This is a genomic window from Arthrobacter sp. 01T425 (assembly GCF_056398725.1).
Genome location: NZ_JBFTPY010000002.1, coordinates 217193 through 237647, shown reverse-complemented (window position 1 = coordinate 237647; position 20455 = coordinate 217193). Strand labels below are relative to the sequence as shown.

General features: G+C 68.7%; 22 protein-coding genes. 18 read left to right on the top strand and 4 right to left on the bottom strand.

The features are described 5' to 3' along the window. Positions 1–182: 182 nt before the first annotated feature. The 3 genes from AC1DNG_RS04925 (at position 183) to AC1DNG_RS04915 (ending at position 1827) form a co-directional block, all read left to right on the top strand. The gene (locus tag AC1DNG_RS04925; RefSeq protein ID WP_223914713.1) at positions 183–509 is read left to right on the top strand and encodes a rhodanese-like domain-containing protein; all 327 of its coding nucleotides are present in this window, start codon (positions 183–185) and stop codon (positions 507–509) included. Positions 510–527: 18 nt separating this feature from the next. Further along, complete coding sequence (pheA, locus tag AC1DNG_RS04920) at positions 528–1511, top strand: prephenate dehydratase (protein ID WP_223914712.1); 984 nt, start codon at positions 528–530, stop codon at positions 1509–1511. Positions 1512–1605: 94 nt separating this feature from the next. Further along, positions 1606–1827, top strand: a complete 222-nt coding sequence (locus AC1DNG_RS04915) for a hypothetical protein (RefSeq protein ID WP_018774949.1) — start codon at positions 1606–1608, stop codon at positions 1825–1827. A gap of 35 nt (positions 1828–1862) precedes the next feature. Here AC1DNG_RS04915 and AC1DNG_RS04910 read toward each other — a convergent pair whose 3' ends face one another. Further along, positions 1863–2927, bottom strand: a complete 1065-nt coding sequence (locus tag AC1DNG_RS04910; protein ID WP_230008895.1) for a diacylglycerol/lipid kinase family protein — start codon at positions 2925–2927, stop codon at positions 1863–1865. Between the two features lie 78 nt (positions 2928–3005). On the opposite strand from AC1DNG_RS04910, the gene serS reads away from it, so the two are divergent. Together serS and AC1DNG_RS04900 are read left to right on the top strand one after the other, a co-directional pair. After that, positions 3006–4286 carry a serine--tRNA ligase gene (gene serS, locus AC1DNG_RS04905; protein ID WP_476886759.1) on the top strand — a complete coding sequence of 427 codons (1281 nt, stop codon included), beginning with the start codon at positions 3006–3008 and terminating at the stop codon, positions 4284–4286. A gap of 144 nt (positions 4287–4430) precedes the next feature. Beyond that, positions 4431–5366, top strand: a complete 936-nt coding sequence (locus tag AC1DNG_RS04900) for an HAD family hydrolase (protein WP_476849918.1) — start codon at positions 4431–4433, stop codon at positions 5364–5366. Between the two features lie 51 nt (positions 5367–5417). Here the strand turns inward: AC1DNG_RS04900 and AC1DNG_RS04895 are convergent, their stop codons facing one another. From AC1DNG_RS04895 to AC1DNG_RS04885, 3 genes are all read right to left on the bottom strand, one after another. Then, complete coding sequence (locus AC1DNG_RS04895; protein ID WP_223915353.1) at positions 5418–6017, bottom strand: hypothetical protein; 600 nt, start codon at positions 6015–6017, stop codon at positions 5418–5420. 79 nt (positions 6018–6096) lie between these two features. Beyond that, the gene (locus AC1DNG_RS04890; protein WP_476873316.1) at positions 6097–6852 is read right to left on the bottom strand and encodes a DUF429 domain-containing protein; all 756 of its coding nucleotides are present in this window, start codon (positions 6850–6852) and stop codon (positions 6097–6099) included. A gap of 127 nt (positions 6853–6979) precedes the next feature. After that, entirely contained in the window at positions 6980–7471 is a 492-nt protein-coding gene (locus AC1DNG_RS04885; RefSeq protein ID WP_018774943.1) for an inorganic diphosphatase, read from the bottom strand. A 142-nt stretch (positions 7472–7613) separates the two neighbouring features. On the opposite strand from AC1DNG_RS04885, the gene dacB reads away from it, so the two are divergent. The 13 genes from dacB (at position 7614) to AC1DNG_RS04820 (ending at position 20455) form a co-directional block, all read left to right on the top strand. After that, entirely contained in the window at positions 7614–9107 is a 1494-nt protein-coding gene (dacB, locus tag AC1DNG_RS04880) for a D-alanyl-D-alanine carboxypeptidase/D-alanyl-D-alanine endopeptidase (protein WP_476886758.1), read from the top strand. A 117-nt stretch (positions 9108–9224) separates the two neighbouring features. Beyond that, complete coding sequence (locus tag AC1DNG_RS04875; protein WP_476856110.1) at positions 9225–10385, top strand: zinc-dependent metalloprotease; 1161 nt, start codon at positions 9225–9227, stop codon at positions 10383–10385. A 98-nt stretch (positions 10386–10483) separates the two neighbouring features. Beyond that, complete coding sequence (gene tilS, locus AC1DNG_RS04870; RefSeq protein ID WP_476870340.1) at positions 10484–11518, top strand: tRNA lysidine(34) synthetase TilS; 1035 nt, start codon at positions 10484–10486, stop codon at positions 11516–11518. A 30-nt stretch (positions 11519–11548) separates the two neighbouring features. Then, positions 11549–12100, top strand: coding sequence for a hypoxanthine phosphoribosyltransferase (hpt, locus tag AC1DNG_RS04865; protein WP_018774939.1), 552 nt, complete (start codon positions 11549–11551; stop codon positions 12098–12100). 198 nt (positions 12101–12298) lie between these two features. Next, on the top strand, positions 12299–14365 hold the full coding sequence (ftsH, locus tag AC1DNG_RS04860; protein ID WP_223914706.1) for an ATP-dependent zinc metalloprotease FtsH: 2067 nt from the start codon (positions 12299–12301) through the stop codon (positions 14363–14365). A 9-nt stretch (positions 14366–14374) separates the two neighbouring features. After that, positions 14375–15019 (top strand): GTP cyclohydrolase I FolE, encoded by a 645-nt coding sequence (gene folE / locus AC1DNG_RS04855; protein WP_223914705.1) that lies wholly within the window; start codon positions 14375–14377, stop codon positions 15017–15019. Between the two features lie 11 nt (positions 15020–15030). Beyond that, positions 15031–15972 (top strand): dihydropteroate synthase, encoded by a 942-nt coding sequence (gene folP, locus AC1DNG_RS04850; protein ID WP_476886757.1) that lies wholly within the window; start codon positions 15031–15033, stop codon positions 15970–15972. A gap of 13 nt (positions 15973–15985) precedes the next feature. After that, a complete protein-coding gene (gene folB, locus AC1DNG_RS04845) occupies positions 15986–16345 on the top strand; it encodes a dihydroneopterin aldolase (RefSeq protein WP_476856113.1) in 360 nt (119 codons plus the stop codon). Next, a complete protein-coding gene (gene folK / locus AC1DNG_RS04840; RefSeq protein WP_476886756.1) occupies positions 16342–16911 on the top strand; it encodes a 2-amino-4-hydroxy-6-hydroxymethyldihydropteridine diphosphokinase in 570 nt (189 codons plus the stop codon). The genes folB and folK overlap by 4 nt, the downstream gene beginning before the upstream one ends. Then, complete coding sequence (locus AC1DNG_RS04835) at positions 16908–17432, top strand: DUF3180 domain-containing protein (RefSeq protein ID WP_223914701.1); 525 nt, start codon at positions 16908–16910, stop codon at positions 17430–17432. The genes folK and AC1DNG_RS04835 overlap by 4 nt, the downstream gene beginning before the upstream one ends. Next, entirely contained in the window at positions 17413–17925 is a 513-nt protein-coding gene (locus tag AC1DNG_RS04830; protein WP_230007208.1) for a PH domain-containing protein, read from the top strand. Before AC1DNG_RS04835 ends, AC1DNG_RS04830 begins: the two co-directional genes overlap by 20 nt. An 18-nt stretch (positions 17926–17943) precedes the next feature. Beyond that, positions 17944–19542, top strand: a complete 1599-nt coding sequence (locus AC1DNG_RS04825; protein WP_230007209.1) for a PH domain-containing protein — start codon at positions 17944–17946, stop codon at positions 19540–19542. Next, entirely contained in the window at positions 19535–20455 is a 921-nt protein-coding gene (locus AC1DNG_RS04820; protein WP_230007210.1) for a Rossmann-like and DUF2520 domain-containing protein, read from the top strand. Before AC1DNG_RS04825 ends, AC1DNG_RS04820 begins: the two co-directional genes overlap by 8 nt.

The following is a 20455-nucleotide window of genomic DNA, read 5'->3' as shown; positions in this document are numbered from 1 at the left end:
CGCGGCCAGGGGAGGGCATGTCCCGTGGCGGGGGCCGCGGACCGGCCGCTCCGCGGGGTGTTCGGCAGCCATGAGGTCTCCTTTGCGGTCCCCAGAAGCGTAACGTGCCGCCAGCGGGGGTGCGGTGCCAGCGGCGGGGGATACGCTGGGATCGGAGCTTGAATTCTGCGGAAAGGGTCAACATGAGCGACTTCCAGAGCGTAAGCGTGTCTGGCATCCCCGATGGTGCCAAGATCGTGGACGTCCGCGAGGACTATGAGTGGGCTGCGGGCCACGCCGAGGGTGCCCTGCACATTCCCATGGACCAGTTGCCGGCCCGGATCGAGGAGCTGGACCCGGACGAGGACGTCTACGTCATCTGCCGCACTGGCGGCCGCTCCTTCCGGGCCACCCAGTGGCTGGTCGGAATGGGATATTCCGCCGTGAATGTGGCCGGCGGCATGGACCAGTGGGTTGAGACCGGCATGCCGCTGGTGTCCGACAACGGCCTCAAACCGGTTGTCCTGTAACTGAAGAAGGAAGAACTGATGCCCGCACCGACGCTCACCTACACATTCCTCGGACCCGAGGGCACCTTCACCGAAGCGGCCCTGATGCAGGTCCCGGACGCGGCGGAGGCCATCCGCATTCCGTCCTCGAATGTGAACACGGCGCTGGACAAGGTGCGGGACGGCTCCGCCGATGCGGCCATGGTACCGATCGAAAACTCGGTCGAGGGCGGGGTCACCGCCACCCTCGACGCCATCGCCACCGGCCAGGAACTCCGGATCCTCCGGGAGGCTCTGGTGCCCATCAGTTTCGTCCTGGTGGCCAGGCCCGGCGTGGCGCTCGGGGACATCCGGCGCGTCTCCACCCACGGCCACGCCTGGGCCCAGTGCAGGCTCTGGGTGGACTCTAATATTCCCAATGCGGAATACATTCCCGGTTCTTCCACCGCCGCTGCCGCCATGGGCTTGCTGGATGGCGACGGCGCCCACTACGACGCCGCGATCTGCGCCCCGATCGTGGCCACCGAGCAGCCGGGCCTGAAGGTGCTGGCGGAAAACATCGGCGACAACCCCGGAGCCGTCACCCGGTTCGTGCTGGTGGGCCGCCCGGGCGAACTGCCGGCCCCCACCGGAGCCGACAAGACCACTGTCGTGGTGCCGCTGCCCGAGGACCGGCCGGGTGCGCTGATGGAGATCCTGGACCAGTTCGCCACCCGCGGCGTAAACCTGAGCCGGATCGAATCCCGGCCCACCGGGCAGTACCTGGGCCACTATTTCTTCAGCATTGACGCCGACGGCCATGTCGCCGACGCCCGGGTGGCCGACGCGCTCGCAGGTCTTCACCGGATCAGCCCGGCCACCCGCTTCCTCGGGTCCTACCAGCGTGCCGACGGCCACCGGACCAGCGTCGCGCCGCACACCTCCGACCAGGCATTCCGCGCCGCGCATGCGTGGGTGAAAGACATACTGGGCGGCGCATCTGCTGTGCCGGAATATACCCCGGGGGCTTCGCCCAGAGCGTAGGCAAATGCCATATGGCGCACTTCCACGCCCTCCCAACTGTGCGTATGCTTGCCTGATCCATATTGGGGAATTCCCCTACGGGAGGGAGCGGGTCATGTCAGGCACCAGCACAGAAAATGACGGCCAGGGAATGATTGTCAATCCCAAGCCCACAGCTGAAAATCAGGACTGGGACGGCGACGACGCCGACCGCGCGGACCGCCTGCGCTTCGAAGAGGAGCAGGCAATGATCCGTGAGCAGTCCGAAGCCCGGGCCGCCAAGGCTGCGGCCGAGGCGAAGAAGGCGGCAGAGGCCAAGAAGGCCGCCAGCGCCTAGTCCCTCGCTCCTGGCGCGCTCCAGCCGCCGTCGGCCTAGCGGCCTTTGGCGCCGTCCTTTACCCTCACCAGCAGGGATCCCGGGTCCACCTCGACGGTGACCATCGTGGCCTCGCCGGAAGGATCGCCGTCGACCTGGGTGGGCATAGGTTCCGGGCACCGGATGGTGATCTTGCCGCACCGGTAATACGTCATGACCGGCAGGTCCTTCTTGTGCTTCAGGACGATCTTTGTGTACATGGCCAGCCAGCCGATCGCACTGCGCGGGCTCATCACCACCACGTCCAGCATCCCGTCATCGATCATGGCCTGCGGGATGAAGTCGATTCCCCCGGGGATCAGGCCGCAGTTCGCGAACAGGACGCTGCGGATCTTCCGGGCCTGCTCAGGCTGGCCATCCAGCGCGATGGAGACCTTCTTGCGGCGCCCCAGAAGGTGCCTGGCCCCGGCTTCCGTGTACGCCAGCCAGCCCACCGCCCTCTTCAGGCCGTCAAGGGTGTCGCTGACTACTTCGGCGTCCATGCCGATGCCCGCAATCACCAGGAACGTGTGTTGCGCTGACTCCCCGGTGAGGGAATTTTCCAGGGTGAGCCGCGCCGTATCGATGAACCGCTGGTGCCCGAACAGGGCGGCCTGCACGTTGCCGGCGAGGTCGTTGACCTCCAGATGCACATTGCGGGCCAAGAGGTTTGCGGTGCCCAGCGGGATCACGCCCATGGCGGTGTGCGTCCCGGCGAGGACCTCCGCCACCACACGCACGGTACCGTCGCCGCCGCCGGCCAGGACGACGTCGGCCCCGTAGGCCACCGCAGCCCGCGCCTGCGAGAAGCCGGGATCCTCTGCGGTGGTTTCAAAGACGCGGGGCGCCGGCCAGCCGGCCGCCGCGCACGCTGCCTCAATCAGGCCCCGGGCCTCGGCAGACTTGGCTTTGATGGGGTTCAGGACCACGGCCACCTTCTGGCGGCCCGGGCCCGGGCTGTGGGTTTCCTCCCACACGGCACGGCGGGTGTGCTTGGCCTTCAGCCGGCGCACCCCCCACCAGCTGGAGACGGCAAAGACCAGGGCCCCAGCGATGACGAGGTAGAGCAGCCAGTCGCGCATTGTGATCCAACAGTATCCCGCCAGCGCATGCAGGCCGGCTTGCCGGGCAACCGTGACCGGATTGGATACTCTTGTCTGGTGATCGACGTAAAAGACCTCAGCGAAAATCCGGACAAGTTCCGTGCCAGCCAGCGCGCCCGAGGCGCCGACGAATCCGCGGTGGACGCGATCATCGCTGGGGACTCGGCCCGGCGGGCAGCCCTGATCCGGTTCGAGAACCTGCGGGCCGAGCAGAATGCGTACGGCAAGAAGGTCGCGCAGGCCAAGGGCGAGGAAAAGCAGGCCCTCCTCGCCGAGGTCAAGGCTCTGGCGGCCTCCGTCAAAGCGGCATCGGCCGAGGCCGATCTCGTCCAGGCCGCCCAGGACGAACTCCTCCGGACCATCCCGAACCTGATCGAGGACGGCGTCCCGGCCGGCGGTGAGGACGACTACATTGTGGTCAAGACGGTGGGCACGCCGCGCGAATTCCCCGACTTCGAGCCGAAGGACCACCTCGAGATCGGTGAGCTGATCGGGGCCATCGATATGGAACGCGGGGCGAAGGTTTCCGGTTCACGCTTCTACTTCCTGCGCGGCGTCGGCGCCCGGCTGGAAATGGCGCTGCTCCAGATGGCCATGGAACAGGCGATCGACGCCGGGTTCGTCCCCATGATCACGCCCACCCTGGTCCGCCCGGAAACCATGCAGGGCACCGGCTTTGACGTCAAGCACGACGCCGAGATCTACCGTCTCGCCGAGGACGACCTGTACCTTGTGGGCACCTCGGAGGTGGCCCTCGCCGGCTACCACGCCGACGAGATCCTGGACCTTTCGGCCGGCCCCATCCGCTATGCGGGCCAGAGCTCGTGCTACCGGCGCGAGGCGGGCTCGCACGGCAAGGACACCCGCGGCATCATCCGGGTCCACCAGTTCAACAAGGTGGAGATGTTCATCTACACCACGGTTGAGGACGCTGCCGCCGAGCACGCCCGCCTGCTGGCATGGGAAGAGGAGATGCTGGCCAAGTGCGAGCTCCCGTACCGCGTCATTGACACCGCCGCCGGCGATCTGGGCAATTCCGCGGCCCGGAAGTTTGACTGTGAGGCCTGGGTCCCCACCCAGGGCGCATACCGGGAGCTGACCTCGACGTCGAACTGCACCACGTTCCAGGCGCGCCGGCTGAACATCCGGGAACGGGTTCTGAACGAGGACGGCGCGCCCAAGGGCACGCGGGCAGTCGCCACGCTCAACGGCACCCTGGCCACCACCCGCTGGATCGTCGCCATCCTGGAGCACCACCAGAACCCCGACGGCTCCGTCAACGTCCCCGCCGCCCTGCAGAAGTACCTCGGCGGCATGACGGTCTTCCCCGTCCTCTAACCCCGATCCGACCCCAGCCAGGCCTCCGATGGCCGCCGGGTAAACGCCCACAACGGGGACATTCCGTGGGTGTTTACCGCAAGTTCACGCCTCGCTGTGGCGTGTGTCCTAGCGGCAGTCGGGGGTCTCTGCTCTACTTGTGAGATGACAACAATGACTGAATCCTCAGTCGCCGGCAACGATGACCGGCGCACCACACACCAGAACACGACAGACCAGAACACGACAGACCAGAACACGGCGGCCCCGGCCAGCGCGGCCCGGGTGGGAAACTCCCGGAACCGGGCCGGCGACAAGATGCTGATCGCCCTGGACGTCGATGGCACCCTCGTGGACCACGACGGGCACATGTCGGTTCCCGTCCGCGAGGCCGCCCAGGCCGTGGTGGCCGCAGGCCACCACGTCATGATCGCGACCGGCCGCTCGCTCAACGCCACATTGCCCGTCATCGAACACATCGGGATCGAGAACGGTTACGCCGTGTGCTCCAACGGCGGTGTGATCCTGCGCGTCGACTCCGGCCTGCCCGAGGGCTACGAAATCCTCCACAAGGCAACGTTTGACCCCGGGCCGGTCCTTCGCGCGCTGCGCAAGCGGCTGCCCTCGGCCAAGTACGCGCTCGAGGACGGGGACGGTAACTTCCTGTCCACGGAACGCTTCCAGGACGCCAGCTTCGGCGTCGAAGCGGTCGGCGTCGACTTCCAGACCATGCTGGAGGCAACCGCCGTGCGCGTGGTGGTCTTCAGTTCGGAGAACACGCCCGAAGAATTCAACACCGCGATCCGCCACATCGGGCTCGCTGGCGTCACGTACTCGGTGGGCTGGACGGCGTGGCTGGACATCGCCGCTGCCGGTGTCACGAAGGCCAGTGCACTGGAACAGCTCCGCGACCGGCTCAGCATCGAAACGCACCGCACTGTCGCCGTCGGCGACGGCCGCAATGACATCGAGATGCTGACCTGGGCGCGCCGCGGCGTGGCCATGGGCCAGGCCCCCGTTGAGGTGATTGCCGCCGCTGACGAAGTGACGAAATCGGTCTACGACGACGGCGCCGCGCACGTGCTTCGCAGCCTCCTCTAAGGCCTCAAAGGCGCGGCAGGGTCGGGCGGTTCCGAGGAGGGGCCGGGACGGCTAGCGGACGTCGAGGATGAGGCCCAAGAGCCGCGCCGCAGCGGGGCGGGCCGCGTGCTCTTCATTCCACTGGGACCGGGCCACGGCCTTGCTCACGGCCTGGGTGGTGATCCCGAGTTCCTCTGCGACCGCCTTCTGTTGACCCCGCACCCCCGGGGTGAGCAGGTCCAGTACCCGCCATTCCGCGTGGCTGCGGTCGTGCACAATGTGGCCCAGGAGGCGCAGCACGGCTTCCGCCTCTGCGGCAAGATCGGCCAGCGGGCCCTCCACGGCCACCCGGACGCGGTCCTTGTGGTTCCGGAGACGATCCACCGCGCGCCGGGCATAGATCAGCCCGTGCCCGGAGGCGTCCTTGATCTGGTTCGGCAGGGGTTCGTTGACCGGGCCCACGCCAATGCCCACGTACCAGCTGCCGCTGCGCAGGGCGATCATGGCCGCTTCCACCGTCTGATGCGGACAGTCCAGGATCCCTTGGACCTCATCCTCGACGGAACGGTCGAAATCAAGGCGCGCCGGAATGTGCCGCAGGTCCTTGAGGAGCTGCGGCACGCGGTCGCCGTCGCGCCGGCTGTCGGTTTGATTGATGGTCAGCGTGAACATTCTGATGACACACTACCTGCTGGCACTTGCGGGGCAAGTTGTTGGCGGGCGTGCTGTGCCGGGGCCGTAACAGAGGCGGTTACCGGGAAGCGAGGCCGGAAAGCTGGCCGGAGGGCAGGTGGATCCAGCCTTCGGTCAGGGCCGCCGCGGCGTGCCCGGGCCCGGGCCGCAGCGTCGCGCCGACGGCGACGGCCCGCGCGGACAGGGAAGCGATGAGGGCATCGAACATGTCATCGGACGCCGCAAGATCGGCCCGGTACTCCGCCAGGTCCAGCCACGGCGCCTTCACGGCCAGGTCCGCCACCGCTGAGGACAGCATTTCCGCCTCCGGCGCCCCGCGCCCCTTGTAGCCGCGGGCATGGATCCCCCAGAGCTTCAGCGACGCCGCCGGGTACACCTCGGCAAGCCGGCCGCTGCCGTCCCTGGCCTGCGGACCGTACTCCCTTGCGATCTTCGCCTGAATCACCGCGCAACGCATCGCCGGGTGGGCCAGCCGGTCCGCGGAGACGCTGAGCGGGATCATGCCGGTGTTGCCGGTGACGAAACGGTCGGTGTCGCGGTAGGCGAGCAGCCGGCGGCCCTCGATCCCGTCATGGTCCAGCACCGGATGGGGTTCGAAGCTCAGGTGCCCGGCGATGAAGGGAAGAAACGCGTCCGGCCAGCCGAGGGGGGAATCGATCCCCGTCATGGCGCTGGTGTCGAAGAGGCGGAGGATCTCCTCGTCGCCCACGTTCAACGACAGATGCGCCAGGCGCGCCGCGCCGCCATCCCATTCGATGACGGCCGCCGCCGTCTTCTTCGCGGCGGCAGCGAGGTCGACGCCGAGAGTCCGCATCACCGCGCCCCAGCCACTTGACTGAACGCCAATCGAAAAACGCCCAACAAAAACGCGGGGTCACGTACCGCCCGTTCCGGAACCCCGGATGGGCGGTACGTGACCCCGCGCTGGAGTGCAGGAACGGTCAGTGGCCGGCTGCCGGAACGTAACGCTTGATGGAGGCTGCCAGTTCGGCTTCGGCGGCGGCACGGTCGCCCCAGCCCTCGGCCTTGACCCACTTGCCCGGCTCCAGATCCTTGTAACGGGTAAAGAAGTGCTCGATTTCCTTGATCAGGAACTCGCTGACATCGCTGATCTCTTTGATGTGGTCGAACCGGGCATCGGTCGGGACGCACAGGACCTTGGCGTCGCCGCCGCCGTCGTCGGTCATGTTGAACACGCCGATCGGGCGGGACTCGACGATCACGCCGGGGTAGAGGTCGAAGTCCTGCAGGAGCACCAGCGCGTCCAGCGGATCCCCATCCTCACCCAGGGTGTTCTCGAAGAAACCGTAGTGGGTGGGGTACTGCATCGACGTGAACAGGACGCGGTCCAGGCGGACGCGGCCGGTCTCGTGGTCGACTTCGTACTTGACGCGCGATCCCTTGGGGATCTCGATGGTCACGTCATGCTTCATGGAATGCTCCTTGACGAATTCAGGGGGTGCGCGGCACGTGCATAAGGGCTGTCGGTGCCGCCGACTACTATTGAGGATATAGCGAGAGGCGCTGGTTTCAGGAACTAGTGGGGACATTTCAGGACTAAGGACCAGCAGCAGCATGAAACCGAGAACCAGCCGCGAGGGTACCCAGCCGGCGCCCGGCAGGGGTCGCAGGATGCCCGCGCTGCTGCTCCAGACCCTCCTCGTGGTGGCCGTGGCAGTGCCGGCCGGCATCGCCATCGCCCCGGCGTTCCTCGGCCATGACAGGTCCTCCGACGCCTCGCAGACAGCACCGCCCTGGCAGCAGATCCCCGCCACACTGAGCCCTCCCGGCAACAGTTCGGGGGCAATCGGGCCCCTCAGCGCTTCCGCGCCGGTTCCGGCCGGGGCCGCCCTCGCCGCGCAGCTGAACCAGACCCTTAAGCCCGACGGCGCCGGCACCTTCACCGGCATCGTCCAGGACGCCGCGACGGGGCAGGTCCTCTTCGACCGGGCTGCCGACGAGGCCCGCGTTCCGGCGTCGAACATGAAGCTCCTCACAGCCGGCGCGGCCCTGCGCGTCCTGGGCCCCGACCGCCGCTTCAGCACCCGGGTGCTGGCAGGGCCGACCCCCGGCTCGGTGGTCCTGACCGGCGGAGGCGATGTCCTCCTGGGCGCCGGGGAATCGGCCCCGGGCGCCGTTCTGGGCCGCGCCGGGCTGACCACGCTCGCGAAGGCCACTATCGATGCCCTCAAAGCCGGCGGCGTCACCGGCACGGTGACCGTCCTGCTGGATGACTCCCTCTTCAGCGGCCCCTCGCTCAGCCAGGCGTGGAGCCCAGAGGACGTCGCCGCCGGGGAGATGGCCCCGCTGTACCCGCTGGCGCTGAACTCCGCGAGGTTCGATCCCGCCAAGACCACCGGACCCCGCCCGCAGGACGCCGCCATGACCGCCGCCGAGGTGTTCGCCGCCCGGCTCACGGCGGCCGCGGCGGCCGGGGGGCTGTCCGTTGCCCCCGGCGTCGCCCGGGGCCGGACCGGTGACGCGCCGGAGGGCGGGCACGCCAAAGTCCTGGCCGAGGTCCAGTCCGCCACGGTGGGGCAGCAGGTGGACATGATGCTGCAGACCTCGGACAACTACCTCGCCGAGGTGATGGGACGGATGACCGCCCTCGGCGTCGGCCGGCCCGGCAGCAGCGACGACGCCATTGCCGCCGTGCTGCAGCAGGTCAAGGACATGGGCGTTCCCACTGACTCGCTCCGGGCCGCGGACGTCTCCGGCCTTGCCCTGGCCAACCGGGTCTCGGCCCGGCAGCTCACGGACGTGGTCCGGGCCATGACCTCGGGCACAGACCCCCGGCTGCGCGCAGCCCTGAGCGGGTTCCCGGTCGCCGGGCTCACCGGCACCCTGGGGGACCGCTACACGGATGCGGCCTCGGCCGCGGGCGCCGGGCTGGTCCGCGCCAAGACGGGCACACTGAACACGGTCATTGCGCTTAGCGGTTCCGTGGTCGACGCCGACGGCCGGCTCCTGGTCTTTTCCTTCGTCGGCAACGGGCTGACCCCCGGCGCCGCGAACAAAGCCGCACTGGACCGCTCCGCCGCCGTCCTCGCCGGCTGCGGCTGCCGCTGACAGCGCGGGCCGGCCCGGACCCCGCGCCGGTCTGGCCCTTCGGCCCGGGGTCACGGAGCCCCGGCCGGTTCGCCGGTCAGCGAAAATTAAGGCGCATTGTCGGGGCCCTGTGATCTGATGGACCCCATGGAGTCCTCTGCAAGCGAGACATCAAGCGAGACATCACCCAAGACGCCGAGTGCGGCATCGGTCCAGGTCCCGGATCTCATCAACTGGGAGCTCGCCGCATCCACGGCAGCCCGGCTGACGCCGGCAGGCCCCGTCCTGGGCAGCGCCGAGATCGGCGCCGCCGTCGAAAATCTGCGGCTCATGGCGGACATTTCCGTGCCGCACGTCCACCACATCACCGGACTGGACGCCGCCCGGGACCTGCGCGACTCCGAGGTCCTCGTCGTGGACCGGGCCTCATGGGCCAAAGCCAACACGCAGAGCTTCGCCGTCATGCTCAAGCCCGCCATGGGAAAGCTGCTGGAGGGCCGCGGTTCCCTCAGCCCCGGAGCTGCCGGAGTCAGCGCGGCCATCACCGGCAGCCAGCTCGGCGCCATCCTGGCCTTCCTTTCGAGCAAAGTCCTGGGCCAGTACGATCCCTTCTCCGCGCTGGCCGAAAACTCCACGGCCCCCGCTTCCGGACGGCTGCTGCTCGTAGCGCCGAACATCATCTCCGTGGAACGCGAACTGAAAGTCGAACCCGCGGACTTCCGGCTCTGGGTCTGCCTCCACGAACAGACCCACCGGGTGCAGTTCGCCGCCGCACCGTGGCTGCGGCACCACATGCTCCAGGAGATCGAAAACCTCAGCGGACTGTTGCTGGGCAATGTCGATTCCCTGATGGAACGGGCCTCGGCGGCCGCGAAATCGCTGAAGGACCGCGCGGCACCCGGCGCCGCGCCCGGACGCGGCGCCATCCTGGACCTGCTCCAGAACCCGGAGGAAAAGGCGGCCCTGTCCCGCCTGACTGCGCTCATGAGCCTTCTCGAGGGTCACGCCAATGTGGTCATGGACGCCGTGGACGCCAGCATCGTTCCCTCGGTGAAGACCATCCGGCAACGTTTCAACGACCGAGGCCAGGACCGCGGCATGATCGAGAAATTCATCCGCAACCTGCTCGGCCTCGACGCCAAGATGCGCCAGTACAGTGACGGCGCCAAGTTCGTCCGGGAAGTGGTGGCCGCCGCCGGCATGGCGGGCTTCAACAAAGTCTGGGAGTCCGCGGACCACCTCCCCAGCGAACCCGAGATCCACGACTCCAGGCTCTGGCTCGACCGGATGGGCCTCTAGCCGCCATGACTGCCCCCGACGGCGCCGGCTCTACCTCGATTTCCAGCGGACGACGCCGGCCCGGCCGCCTCGCGCCGGTGGTCGGCACGGCACGAAAAATGCTGCAGGACGCCCTCGCCGCGGCCGGCTACCCGGACCGCGTCCTGGTAGCCTGCAGCGGCGGACCGGACTCGCTGGCTCTCGCCGCCGTCGCCGCCTATTTCGGGCGCCGGGGCCACGTGGACGGCCATCCTGTCTCTGTCGGCGCCGTCGTCGTGGACCACCAGCTGCAGCCGGGCTCGGCCGGGGTCGCGGCCACCACGGCCCGCACCCTCGAGGAGCTCGGGCTCTCTCCCGTGACGATCCGGACTGTCGACGTCGCCTCCAGCGGCGCGGGCCCAGAGGCCGCCGCCCGGGACGCCCGCCATGCTGCCCTTGAGGCCGCCGCGGACGAGGCAGGTGCAACCGCGATCCTGCTCGGCCACACCCTCGATGACCAGGCCGAACAAGTGCTCCTGGGCCTGGCGCGCGGGTCGGGCACCCGGTCCCTCGCCGGGATGCGGCCGGCCCGCGGCCGGCTGCTGCGCCCGTTCCTGGGCCTGCGGCGCGCGGACACCCTGGAGATCTGCCGGGTGGAGGACCTGGAGCCCTGGCACGACCCGTCCAACACCGATCCCGTGTACGCGCGTTCCCGGACCCGGGTTGAGGTGCTGCCCCTGCTGGAGGACAAGCTTGGCCCCGGCGTTGCCGAATCGCTCGCCCGCACGGCCGCGATCCTGCAGCTCGACGCCGATTACCTGGAGGACGTGGCGAACGACACGTTCGAGCGGCTGCGCCAGCAGACAGGGGAGGAGATCAGCCTTCCGGAGGCCGGACTGAGGGACCTGGCCCCGGCCGTGAGGTTCCGGGTGATCGCCAAGGCCGCCGCCGCCGTCGGCGGTCAGCAGCCCAGCTACCAGCGCCTGCTCGCGGCGGAAGCGCTCCTGCGCCGGCAGGGATCGGCCGGCCCGGTGGAGCTTCCCGGCGCGGTCAGCGTCTACCGGCTCTCGCTCGCGCAGCTCCTTGCGGCGGAGCCGTCCGCCGCAAGTGTTCCCCGCGAAGCCGCCCGCTGTGGGAAGCTTGTATTCCGGCCTCAACAGCCGCCCCGAAATTAGTCGCACCCCGCATCTACACAGGAGCCATTGGTGGATTCAAACGACGTCCAGGCAGACCTCAAACACGTTCTCTACACCAAGGAACAGATCCAGCAACGGATCACCGAACTCGCGGCGCAGATCGACAAGGACTACGAGGGCCGCGACCTCCTGATCGTGGGCGTGCTCAAGGGCGCCGTCATGGTCATGGCTGATCTGGCCCGTGCGCTGCACACCCACGTCTCCATGGACTGGATGGCCGTGTCCTCGTACGGCTCGGGCACGCAGTCCTCAGGCGTCGTCCGCATCCTGAAGGACCTCGACACCGACCTCATGGGCAAAGACGTCCTGATCGTCGAGGACATCATCGATTCCGGCCTCACGCTGTCCTGGCTCAAGACGAACCTGGAATCCCGCGGCACGGCGTCGGTGGAAATCTGCACCGCCTTCCGCAAGCCGACGGCCGCCAAGGTCAAGATCGACGTCAAGTACGTCGGCTATGACATCCCCAACGAGTTCGTGGTGGGCTATGGCCTGGACTACGCCGAGAAGTACCGCAACCTGGACTTCGTCGGCACCCTGGCCCCGCACGTCTACGAGTAAATCGTTCACGCGAAGGCAACCCCGCCCGGGCCCCGGGCGGCCGGAGGCCCGGCCCCGCTACGCCCACAGGGAACTTTTGCCCTTTGCCGTGCGTGAGGTAGTGCGACGGTGTATAGCTAGAAGCTGACGCAGCACCACACGCGCGCAGACCGGTCGCCGTGCAGCACTACCAGGAGGGACGGGGCCAGCCCCGAACAGATGAAAGCTAAGAGTTTCTTCAAGGGCCCCGGCATCTGGATTGTCGTCGTGGTGGCCATGCTGCTGCTGGCATTTGCCACACTTGCGCCGGGCGGCGCCAGCCGGATCGACACCGACAAGGGCCTTGAGCTGCTGACAGCCGGCGGCAAGGTTGAACAGGCCAAGATTTTTGACGCCGAGAACCGGGTGGACCTGGTCCTGAAGGACAACCTTCAGGTCGACGGGCAGGACAAGGGCAAGAACGTCCAGTTCTACTTCGTCAACGCCCGCGCCCAGGACGTCGTCAAGGCCGTCACGGACTCCAAACCGTCCGGCGGCTTCACCGACCAGCCGATCGAAAACAACTGGTTCTCCGGGCTCTTCTCCCTGCTGGTGCCCGTGCTGTTGCTCGGCGTCCTGTTCTGGTTCCTGCTCTCCCGGATGCAGGGCGGCGGGTCCAAGGTGATGCAGTTCGGCAAGTCCAAGGCCAAGCTCGTCAACAAGGACATGCCCCAGGTGACCTTCAGCGATGTCGCCGGCGCCGATGAGGCCGTCGAGGAACTCGAGGAGATCAAGGAATTCCTCCAGGAACCTGCCAAGTTCCAGGCCGTTGGCGCCAAAATCCCCAAGGGCGTGCTGCTCTACGGCCCTCCGGGCACCGGCAAAACCCTCCTGGCCCGCGCGGTTGCCGGCGAGGCCGGCGTACCCTTCTTCTCCATCTCAGGCTCCGACTTCGTGGAAATGTTCGTCGGCGTGGGTGCCTCCCGTGTCCGCGACCTCTTCGAGCAGGCCAAGTCCAACGCGCCGGCGATCATCTTCGTCGATGAGATCGACGCCGTCGGCCGGCACCGCGGCGCCGGAATCGGCGGCGGCAACGACGAGCGCGAGCAGACCCTGAACCAGCTGCTGGTGGAAATGGACGGCTTCGACGTCAAGACCAACGTCATCCTGATTGCCGCCACGAACCGCCCCGACGTCCTGGACCCGGCCCTGCTGCGCCCGGGCCGCTTCGACCGGCAGATCGGGGTTGAGGCCCCCGATTTGATCGGCCGCGACCAGATCCTGCAGGTGCACGCCAAGGGCAAGCCGATGGCTGCCGGCGTCGACCTCAAGGCTGTTGCCAAGAAGACCCCCGGCTACACGGGCGCGGACCTGGCCAACGTCCTGAACGAGGCCGCCCTGCTGACGGCCCGGTCCAACGCCAACCTGATCGATGACCGCGCCCTGGACGAGGCGATCGACCGCGTCATGGCCGGCCCGCAGAAGCGCAGCCGGGTCATGAAGGAACACGAACGCAAAGTCACCGCGTACCACGAAGGCGGCCACGCCCTCGTCGCGGCTGCCCTGCGGAACTCCGCCCCGGTCACCAAGATCACCATCCTGCCCCGCGGCCGTGCCCTCGGCTACACCATGGTGGTCCCGGAAAACGACAAGTACTCCATCACCCGCAACGAACTGCTCGATCAGATGGCCTACGCCATGGGCGGCCGCGTCGCCGAGGAACTCGTCTTCCATGATCCGTCCACGGGCGCGTCGAATGACATCGAGAAGGCCACCGGGATCGCCCGGAAGATGGTCACCGAGTTCGGCATGAGCGAACGGGTCGGGTCCGTGCGCCTCGGCCAGGGCGGCGGCGAGCCGTTCCTGGGCCGCGACGCCGGCCACGAGCGCAACTACTCGGACCAGATCGCCTACATCGTCGACGAGGAAGTGCGCCGCCTGATCGACGGTGCCCATGATGAGGCCTACGCCATCCTGACCGAAAACCGGGATGTCCTGGACGAGCTGGCGCTGGAACTGCTCGAACGCGAAACACTGAACCAGGCCGAAATCGCGCAAATTTTCACCAACATCCGCAAGCGCGACTTCCGCGACGTCTGGCTCTCCAAGGAGACCCGCACGCTTCAGACCGCCGGCCCCGTGGAGTCACGCCGCGAAAAGGCGGAGCGTGAAGCCCAGGAGGAAGCCACCCACGCCCGGCTCGAAGAGCCCTTGGATGCCCAGCCCCCGCATGCCCAGGGCGTCGGCGGGCAGGAGTCCTTCCAGGGCGGTGCAACAGATATCGGGACTGATGGTCATCCCGGCTAGGCTTCTTCTGTGACTTCTAACTTCGACGACGACGTTCCCGCCCCCGCCGCTGCTTCGGCGGGGGACGGAGGATCCCCGCATTCAAAGTCCAAAGTGGACCGCCCCAGGATCGAAGCGGCAGTACGGGAAATCCTGCTGGCGATCGGTGAGGACCCGGACCGCGGCGGCCTCCTGGACACCCCGAAGCGGGTGGCCAAGGCCTACGTGGAAATGTTCGCAGGCCTGCACCACGACCCCGCCGAGATCCTGGCCACCACCTTCGACCTCGAGCACGAGGAACTCGTGCTGGTCAAGGACATTCCGTTCTATTCCACCTGCGAACACCACCTGGTGCCGTTCCACGGGGTGGCGCATGTGGGCTACATCCCGTCCCACGACGGCAAGGTCACGGGCCTGAGCAAGCTGGCGCGCGTGGTGGACATGTTCGCCAAGCGCCCGCAGGTCCAGGAACGCCTGACCACCCAGATCGTCGAGGCCCTCGTCACGCACCTCAATCCGCGTGGCGCGATCGTCGTCGTCGAATGTGAACACCTGTGCATGTCCATGCGGGGAATCCGCAAGCCCGGCGCCAAGACCGTCACCAGCGCAGTGCGCGGGCAACTCCATGACCCGGCCACCCGTGCCGAAGCCATGAGCCTCATACTCGGAAGGTAAGAACACAGACCATGGACTCCCTAGCTGCAGCCCCGGGCACCGGCCCCGCCACTTCGCCCCTGCCCATCCTGCGCAAACCGCGCCCGGCGGCGAAGTTCCAGGACCTGCCCACGGACCGGACGCTGGTGATGGGAATCCTCAACGTCACCCCTGATTCCTTCAGCGACGGCGGAGCCCACGCGACGGCGGACACGGCGATCGCGGCCGGGCTGCGGATGTTCTACGCCGGGGCGGACATCATCGACATCGGCGGCGAGTCCACCCGCCCGGGTGCCACGGCAGTCGGCGCTGACGAGGAACAGCGCCGGGTCCTGCCGGTCATCGAGGCCCTGGTCAAGGCCGGCGCCCTGGTCAGCATCGACACCACCCACGCCGCGACGGCTGCCGCGGCCCTGAAGGCCGGCGCCGCGATCATCAACGACGTCTCGGGCCTGACCATGGAACCGGAAATGGCCGAACTCGCCGCCCGCACCAAGGTCCCCTACATCCTCACGCACCGCCGCGGCGACGCCAGCACCATGAACTCCCTGACGGACTACCGTGACGTCGCCGGGGAAGTCGTGACCGAGCTCGCCGGCGTCCGCGACAAGCTGTACGCCGCCGGGGTCGCGCCGGAACAGATCATTGTGGACCCGGGACTGGGCTTCGCCAAGAACGAGGGCCAGAACTGGGAGCTCCTGCAGCACCTGGATGTCCTGCAGGCCATGGGCCACAAAGTCCTCGTCGCCGGCTCACGCAAACGCTTCCTCGGCAGCCTCCTGACCGTGGCCGGCAAGGCCGCCCAGCCGGTTGAACGCGACGCCGCCACCGCCGCCATGACCGCCATCAGCGCCTTCCGCGGCGCCTGGGCTGTGCGCGTGCACGACGTCGGCGCGAGCCTGGACGCCGTCAAGGTCGCCGCCCGCATGGTTCCCCCGGCACCGGCCGGTTCCGCCCACGCCGGCACCAACTGATCCGGCCGGCACCATGGATCAGATCACGCTGAGCGGCGTCACCGCCGTCGGCCATCACGGTGTGTTCGATTTTGAGCGCCGCGACGGGCAGCCCTTCGTCGTCGACGCGGTGCTGCACCTGGACTTCAGCAAAGCGGCCGCTTCCGACGACGTCCTGGACACCGCGCATTACGGCGAGGTGGCCAACTGCATCCGGGACTGGATCACGGGTGAGCCGCTGAACCTGATCGAGGCCCTCGCGGTGCGGATTGCCGAGGACGTCCTGCAGAAATTCGCCGTCGACGCCGTGGACATCACCGTGCACAAGCCCAAGGCCCCGATCGAAGTCGACTTTGGCGACGTCGCCGTCAGCGTGCACCGGAGGCGGACGTGAGCCCGCTCTACACCCGTGCCGTGCTCGCGCTCGGCAGCAACCTGGGGGAGCGCAGCGACACCCTGTCCGCCGCCGTCGCGGACCTCGTCGACCCGCCGGAGGTGCGCCTGCTGGCCATCTCGCCGATCGTCCAGACCAAGGCCGTGGGAGGCCCGCCGGACCAGCCTGACTTCCTGAACATGGTGATTGCCGTCGAGACGTCGCTGCCGCCGCGCGGACTGCTCGAGCACTGCCACGACGTGGAGCAGAAGCATTTGCGCGTGCGCGAGGTCCGGTGGGGGCCGCGGACCCTGGACGTGGACATCATCACGTACGGGGATGTGGTCAGCTCCGATCCCGAGCTCACTCTGCCCCACCCCCGGGCCGCGGAACGGGCGTTCGTGCTCTACCCGTGGTCGCTGATCGATCCCGCGGCGGAGCTCAACGGCGAACGCGTGGGCGACCTCGCGGCGAAAGCCGCCGATTTCGCCGGCCTTGCCACCTTTGACGGCTTCCAGAACCCCGCCGCAGCGGATGTCACTGCCACGGAGATCACCGGCGTGCCCGGTGCGGCGGAGCGGCCGTGAAGCTGACCAGCCCCCTGCTCCTGCTGGCCATTTGCGTGGTCCTGGCCGTGGCCGGCTGGTTCGCCACCATGCTCTCCGGCCGCTACGGCCTGGCCACCCCGGTGCTGCCGCTGACGGGCCTGGTGACCATGGGCGTGATCGTGGCCCTCACGCTGGTGCTGGGCATCCGCGTGCTCCGGTGGCGCAACGGCAAGAAGAAGAAAATCCTCAACCCCATCCTGGCTGCCTGGACCCTGGTCCTCGCGCAGGCCTGCGCCTACACCGGGTCGGTCCTGCTGGGCTGGCACGCGGGAATCGTGGTGGAGCAACTGCGGCTGTGGAACCTGCGCAGCAACCAGGAGATCACCTGGCAGGCCCTGGCCATGGCTGGCGGCGGACTGATCATGGTGATCGTCGGGCTCGTCGTCGAGCGGTTCTGCCGGATTCCCCCCGAGGACGGCGACGCCGAATCCCGGCCCGGCGTGCAGGGAAAGCGCAGCAAGCCCTCGGCGGAAGGCGAATATGCCTACCGAAGCGATTGATCCTCCGGGCATCGACTGGCTCCGGGTGTCCCCGAAGTACGTCACGGTGCGCCTCGCGGGATGGGCGCTGGGAACCCTGGTCGCGGTGGCCCTGCTGTCGCTTCCCCTAATCCTGGTGCTGACCGGCGTGTGGACCTGGCTGCCTGTCTGGCTGGCCGTCGCCCTGCCCGCTGTCGCGCTGCTGCTGGCCCTGTGGCGGCTCGCGCTGATTCCCCGGCAGGTGCGCTCGATCGGCTACGCCGAGCGTGATGATGACCTCCTGATCCGGCGCGGCATTTTCTTCCAGCGCACGCTCGTGGTTCCTTACGGGCGGATGCAGTACGTCGACATCGCGATGGGCCCGGTCGAACGCCAGCTGGGCCTGTGCACTCTGAAACTGCACACCGCGGCCGCCGCGACCAGCGCCGAGATTCCCGGGCTGCCCGCGAGCGAAGGCGCCAGGCTCCGCGAACAACTGTCCGCCCGCGGCGAAGCCCGGCTGGCCGGGCTGTGACGGGAAGGCCGTGACGGGATGGCGCTGACACCGGAGGATGCCGGACGCGCCGCCGACGGAACCGCCGTCGGCTCCGGTATCGAAGGAACTGCCGACGCCGGCTGGCTGCGCGTGCACCCCGCGTCGCCCTTTGTCCGCGGCTGGGTGGCGCTGGCTGCACTGCTGTTCTTTTTTGGACGCGACAGTTTCGAACGGTTCCTGCAGGGCGGCCCGCTTTTTGACGAGCGGCTGGCCGGACGGGCGCCCTGGCTGCTGCTCGGCGGCGGCGCCCTGATTCTGCTGACCGTTCTCGGCTACGTCCTGAGCTGGTACTTCACCCGCTACCAGGTAGCCGGCGGCTACGTGCGCGTCAACACCGGTTTCCTGTTCAAGCAGCAGCGGCAGGCCAGGCTGGACCGGGTGCAGGCGATCGACGTCGTGCAACCCCTGCTGGCACGGATCTTCGGACTGGCTGAATTGCGGTTCGAAGTCGCCGACGCCGGCCAGTCCGCGGTGCGCCTGGCGTACCTGCGCGCGGACGAGGCCCGGCAGCTCCGCGCGACAATCCTGGCCCGAGCCTCCGGTGCCGCGGGCGGGAAGCCGGCGCGGGAGCCGGGAGACCCGGAGTCCGGAGAGCCGGCGGCCGCCGCCGTGGAAGCCCCCGAACAGGCCGTGCTCACCGTGCCGCCGCCGCGCCTGGTGGGCTCGCTGCTCCTGAGCGAACAAAGTGTCGTGATCCTGGCTGGCGGCATTGCCTCGGTGATGCTCTCCGCCGTCACGGAAAACCGGAACTTCACGGTCTTCCTGATCCCAGCCGCAATCGGGCTCATCGCCTCCTACTGGTCCTCGTTCAACAAGGGCTACAACTTCACCGCCGCCATTTCCCCGGACGGCATCCGGCTGCGCTACGGCCTGCTGGACACGCAGGCGCAGACCGTTCCGCCGGGCAGGATCCAAGCGCTGAAGGTCAGCCAGCCGCCGCTGTGGCGGATGTTCGGCTGGTACCGGATCCAGGTCAACGTGGCCGGCTACGGCCTGGCCGGCAGCGCCGGCGAAGGATCGGCCCGGACCACGCTGCTTCCGGTGGGATACCTCGGCGACGTCATGGACATCCTCTCCCTGGTGCTCCCGGATCCCGGGACCCAGGACCCGGTGGGGCTGTTCACCGCGGGGATCACCGGCCTCGCGGACCCTGCCGGGACCCCGGGCAGCGCAGCAGGGAAGGCCTCCGACGGCGGCTTCGTCACCAGCCCGCGCCGGGCCCGGTTCCTGGCGCCGCTGGGCTGGCGCCGCAACGGCTTCGCGGCAACGGAGTCCGCCCTGCTCCTGAGGTCGGGCCGCTGGTGGCGGAACTTCGTGGTGGTGCCGCACCAGCGCACCCAGTCCATGGCGCTCCAGCAGGGCCCGCTCGCCCGGCGGTTCCGGGTGGCCGACCTGGTCCTGCACACCACGGCGGGTCCGGTGGCTCCGCGGCTCATACAGGCCGGCCTCGACGAAGCCCGGGCCCTGTTCGATGCCCAGTCGGCCCGTGCCCGTGCCGCGCGCAAGCACCAGAAGAGCGAACACTGGCTGGAGCCGGCGGCCCAGCCGCCCGCACCACCCGCAGAAGACCACCAGGAAGGCCCGCATCATGGCTAAACCAGGACGCCTCGGCGTCGGAATCATTGGCGCGGGGAAGGTCGGAGCCGTCCTGGGGGCGGCGCTGCGCGGAGCCGAGCACGCCGTCATCGGGGCGTCGGCCGTTTCGGACGCCAGCAAAGAACGCGTCGAAACGCTCCTGCCCGGCGTCCCGATCCTGGACGTGCAGGACATCGTGGAGCGGGCCGAACTGGTCCTGCTCGCCGTCCCGGACGATGCCCTGGGCCCGCTGGTGAACGGACTGGCCAAGCTCGGCGCCTGGCAGCCCGGCCAGCTCGTGGCGCACACCTCCGGGCGCTTCGGCGTCGGGATCCTGCATCCGGTCCGCGCCGCCGGTGCCGTGCCGCTCGCGCTGCACCCGGCCATGACGTTCACGGGCATGAGCCTGGACCTCACCAGGCTCCTGGACTGCACCTTCGGCGTCACGGCCGACGCCGCGATGCTGCCGATCGCCCAGGCACTCGTCGTCGAAATGGGCGCCGAGCCCGTCGCGATCGCCGAGGCCGACCGCGTCCTCTACCACGCTGCCCTCGCGCACGGCTCCAACCACCTGGTCACGCTCGTGGCGCAGGCCTCGCAGCTGCTCCGCGACGTCGGCGTCGACGCCCCGGACCGGATGCTGGGCCCGCTGCTGCGCGCCACCCTCGAGAACGCCCTCGCCTCCGGCGAAACGGCCCTGACCGGGCCCGTGGCCCGCGGTGACACCGGCACGGTGGCCGCGCACGCCGGCGCCCTCCGCGAGTACGACGGCGGCGCCGCCGGCGATATTCTTGAGGCGTACCTGGCCATGGCCCGGGCGACAGCCCGCCGGGCAGGAAGCCGCGGACTGCTGAAACCGGAACAACTCGACGGCATCGAACAGGCGCTCGGCGGCCCCGGCGAGAACGGGACGCCCGCCCCGGAAGGACCCTGA

Excerpts from the sequence above, each read along its gene's own strand:
- AC1DNG_RS04820 (WP_230007210.1), top strand. The coding sequence starts at position 19,535 with ATGGCTAAACCAGGACGCCTCGGCGTCGGAATCATTGGCGCGGGGAAG.
- AC1DNG_RS04925 (WP_223914713.1), top strand. The coding sequence starts at position 183 with ATGAGCGACTTCCAGAGCGTAAGCGTGTCTGGCATCCCCGATGGTGCC.
- ftsH (WP_223914706.1), top strand. The coding sequence starts at position 12,299 with ATGAAAGCTAAGAGTTTCTTCAAGGGCCCCGGCATCTGGATTGTCGTC.
- AC1DNG_RS04900 (WP_476849918.1), top strand. The coding sequence starts at position 4,431 with ATGACAACAATGACTGAATCCTCAGTCGCCGGCAACGATGACCGGCGC.
- pheA (WP_223914712.1), top strand. The coding sequence starts at position 528 with ATGCCCGCACCGACGCTCACCTACACATTCCTCGGACCCGAGGGCACC.
- AC1DNG_RS04895 (WP_223915353.1), bottom strand. The coding sequence starts at position 6,017 with ATGTTCACGCTGACCATCAATCAAACCGACAGCCGGCGCGACGGCGAC.
- folP (WP_476886757.1), top strand. The coding sequence starts at position 15,031 with ATGGACTCCCTAGCTGCAGCCCCGGGCACCGGCCCCGCCACTTCGCCC.
- tilS (WP_476870340.1), top strand. The coding sequence starts at position 10,484 with ATGCTGCAGGACGCCCTCGCCGCGGCCGGCTACCCGGACCGCGTCCTG.
- AC1DNG_RS04825 (WP_230007209.1), top strand. The coding sequence starts at position 17,944 with ATGGCGCTGACACCGGAGGATGCCGGACGCGCCGCCGACGGAACCGCC.
- folB (WP_476856113.1), top strand. The coding sequence starts at position 15,986 with ATGGATCAGATCACGCTGAGCGGCGTCACCGCCGTCGGCCATCACGGT.
- AC1DNG_RS04910 (WP_230008895.1), bottom strand. The coding sequence starts at position 2,927 with ATGCGCGACTGGCTGCTCTACCTCGTCATCGCTGGGGCCCTGGTCTTT.
- AC1DNG_RS04890 (WP_476873316.1), bottom strand. The coding sequence starts at position 6,852 with ATGCGGACTCTCGGCGTCGACCTCGCTGCCGCCGCGAAGAAGACGGCG.
- dacB (WP_476886758.1), top strand. The coding sequence starts at position 7,614 with ATGAAACCGAGAACCAGCCGCGAGGGTACCCAGCCGGCGCCCGGCAGG.
- AC1DNG_RS04830 (WP_230007208.1), top strand. The coding sequence starts at position 17,413 with ATGCCTACCGAAGCGATTGATCCTCCGGGCATCGACTGGCTCCGGGTG.
- AC1DNG_RS04875 (WP_476856110.1), top strand. The coding sequence starts at position 9,225 with ATGGACCCCATGGAGTCCTCTGCAAGCGAGACATCAAGCGAGACATCA.
- AC1DNG_RS04915 (WP_018774949.1), top strand. The coding sequence starts at position 1,606 with ATGTCAGGCACCAGCACAGAAAATGACGGCCAGGGAATGATTGTCAAT.
- AC1DNG_RS04885 (WP_018774943.1), bottom strand. The coding sequence starts at position 7,471 with ATGAAGCATGACGTGACCATCGAGATCCCCAAGGGATCGCGCGTCAAG.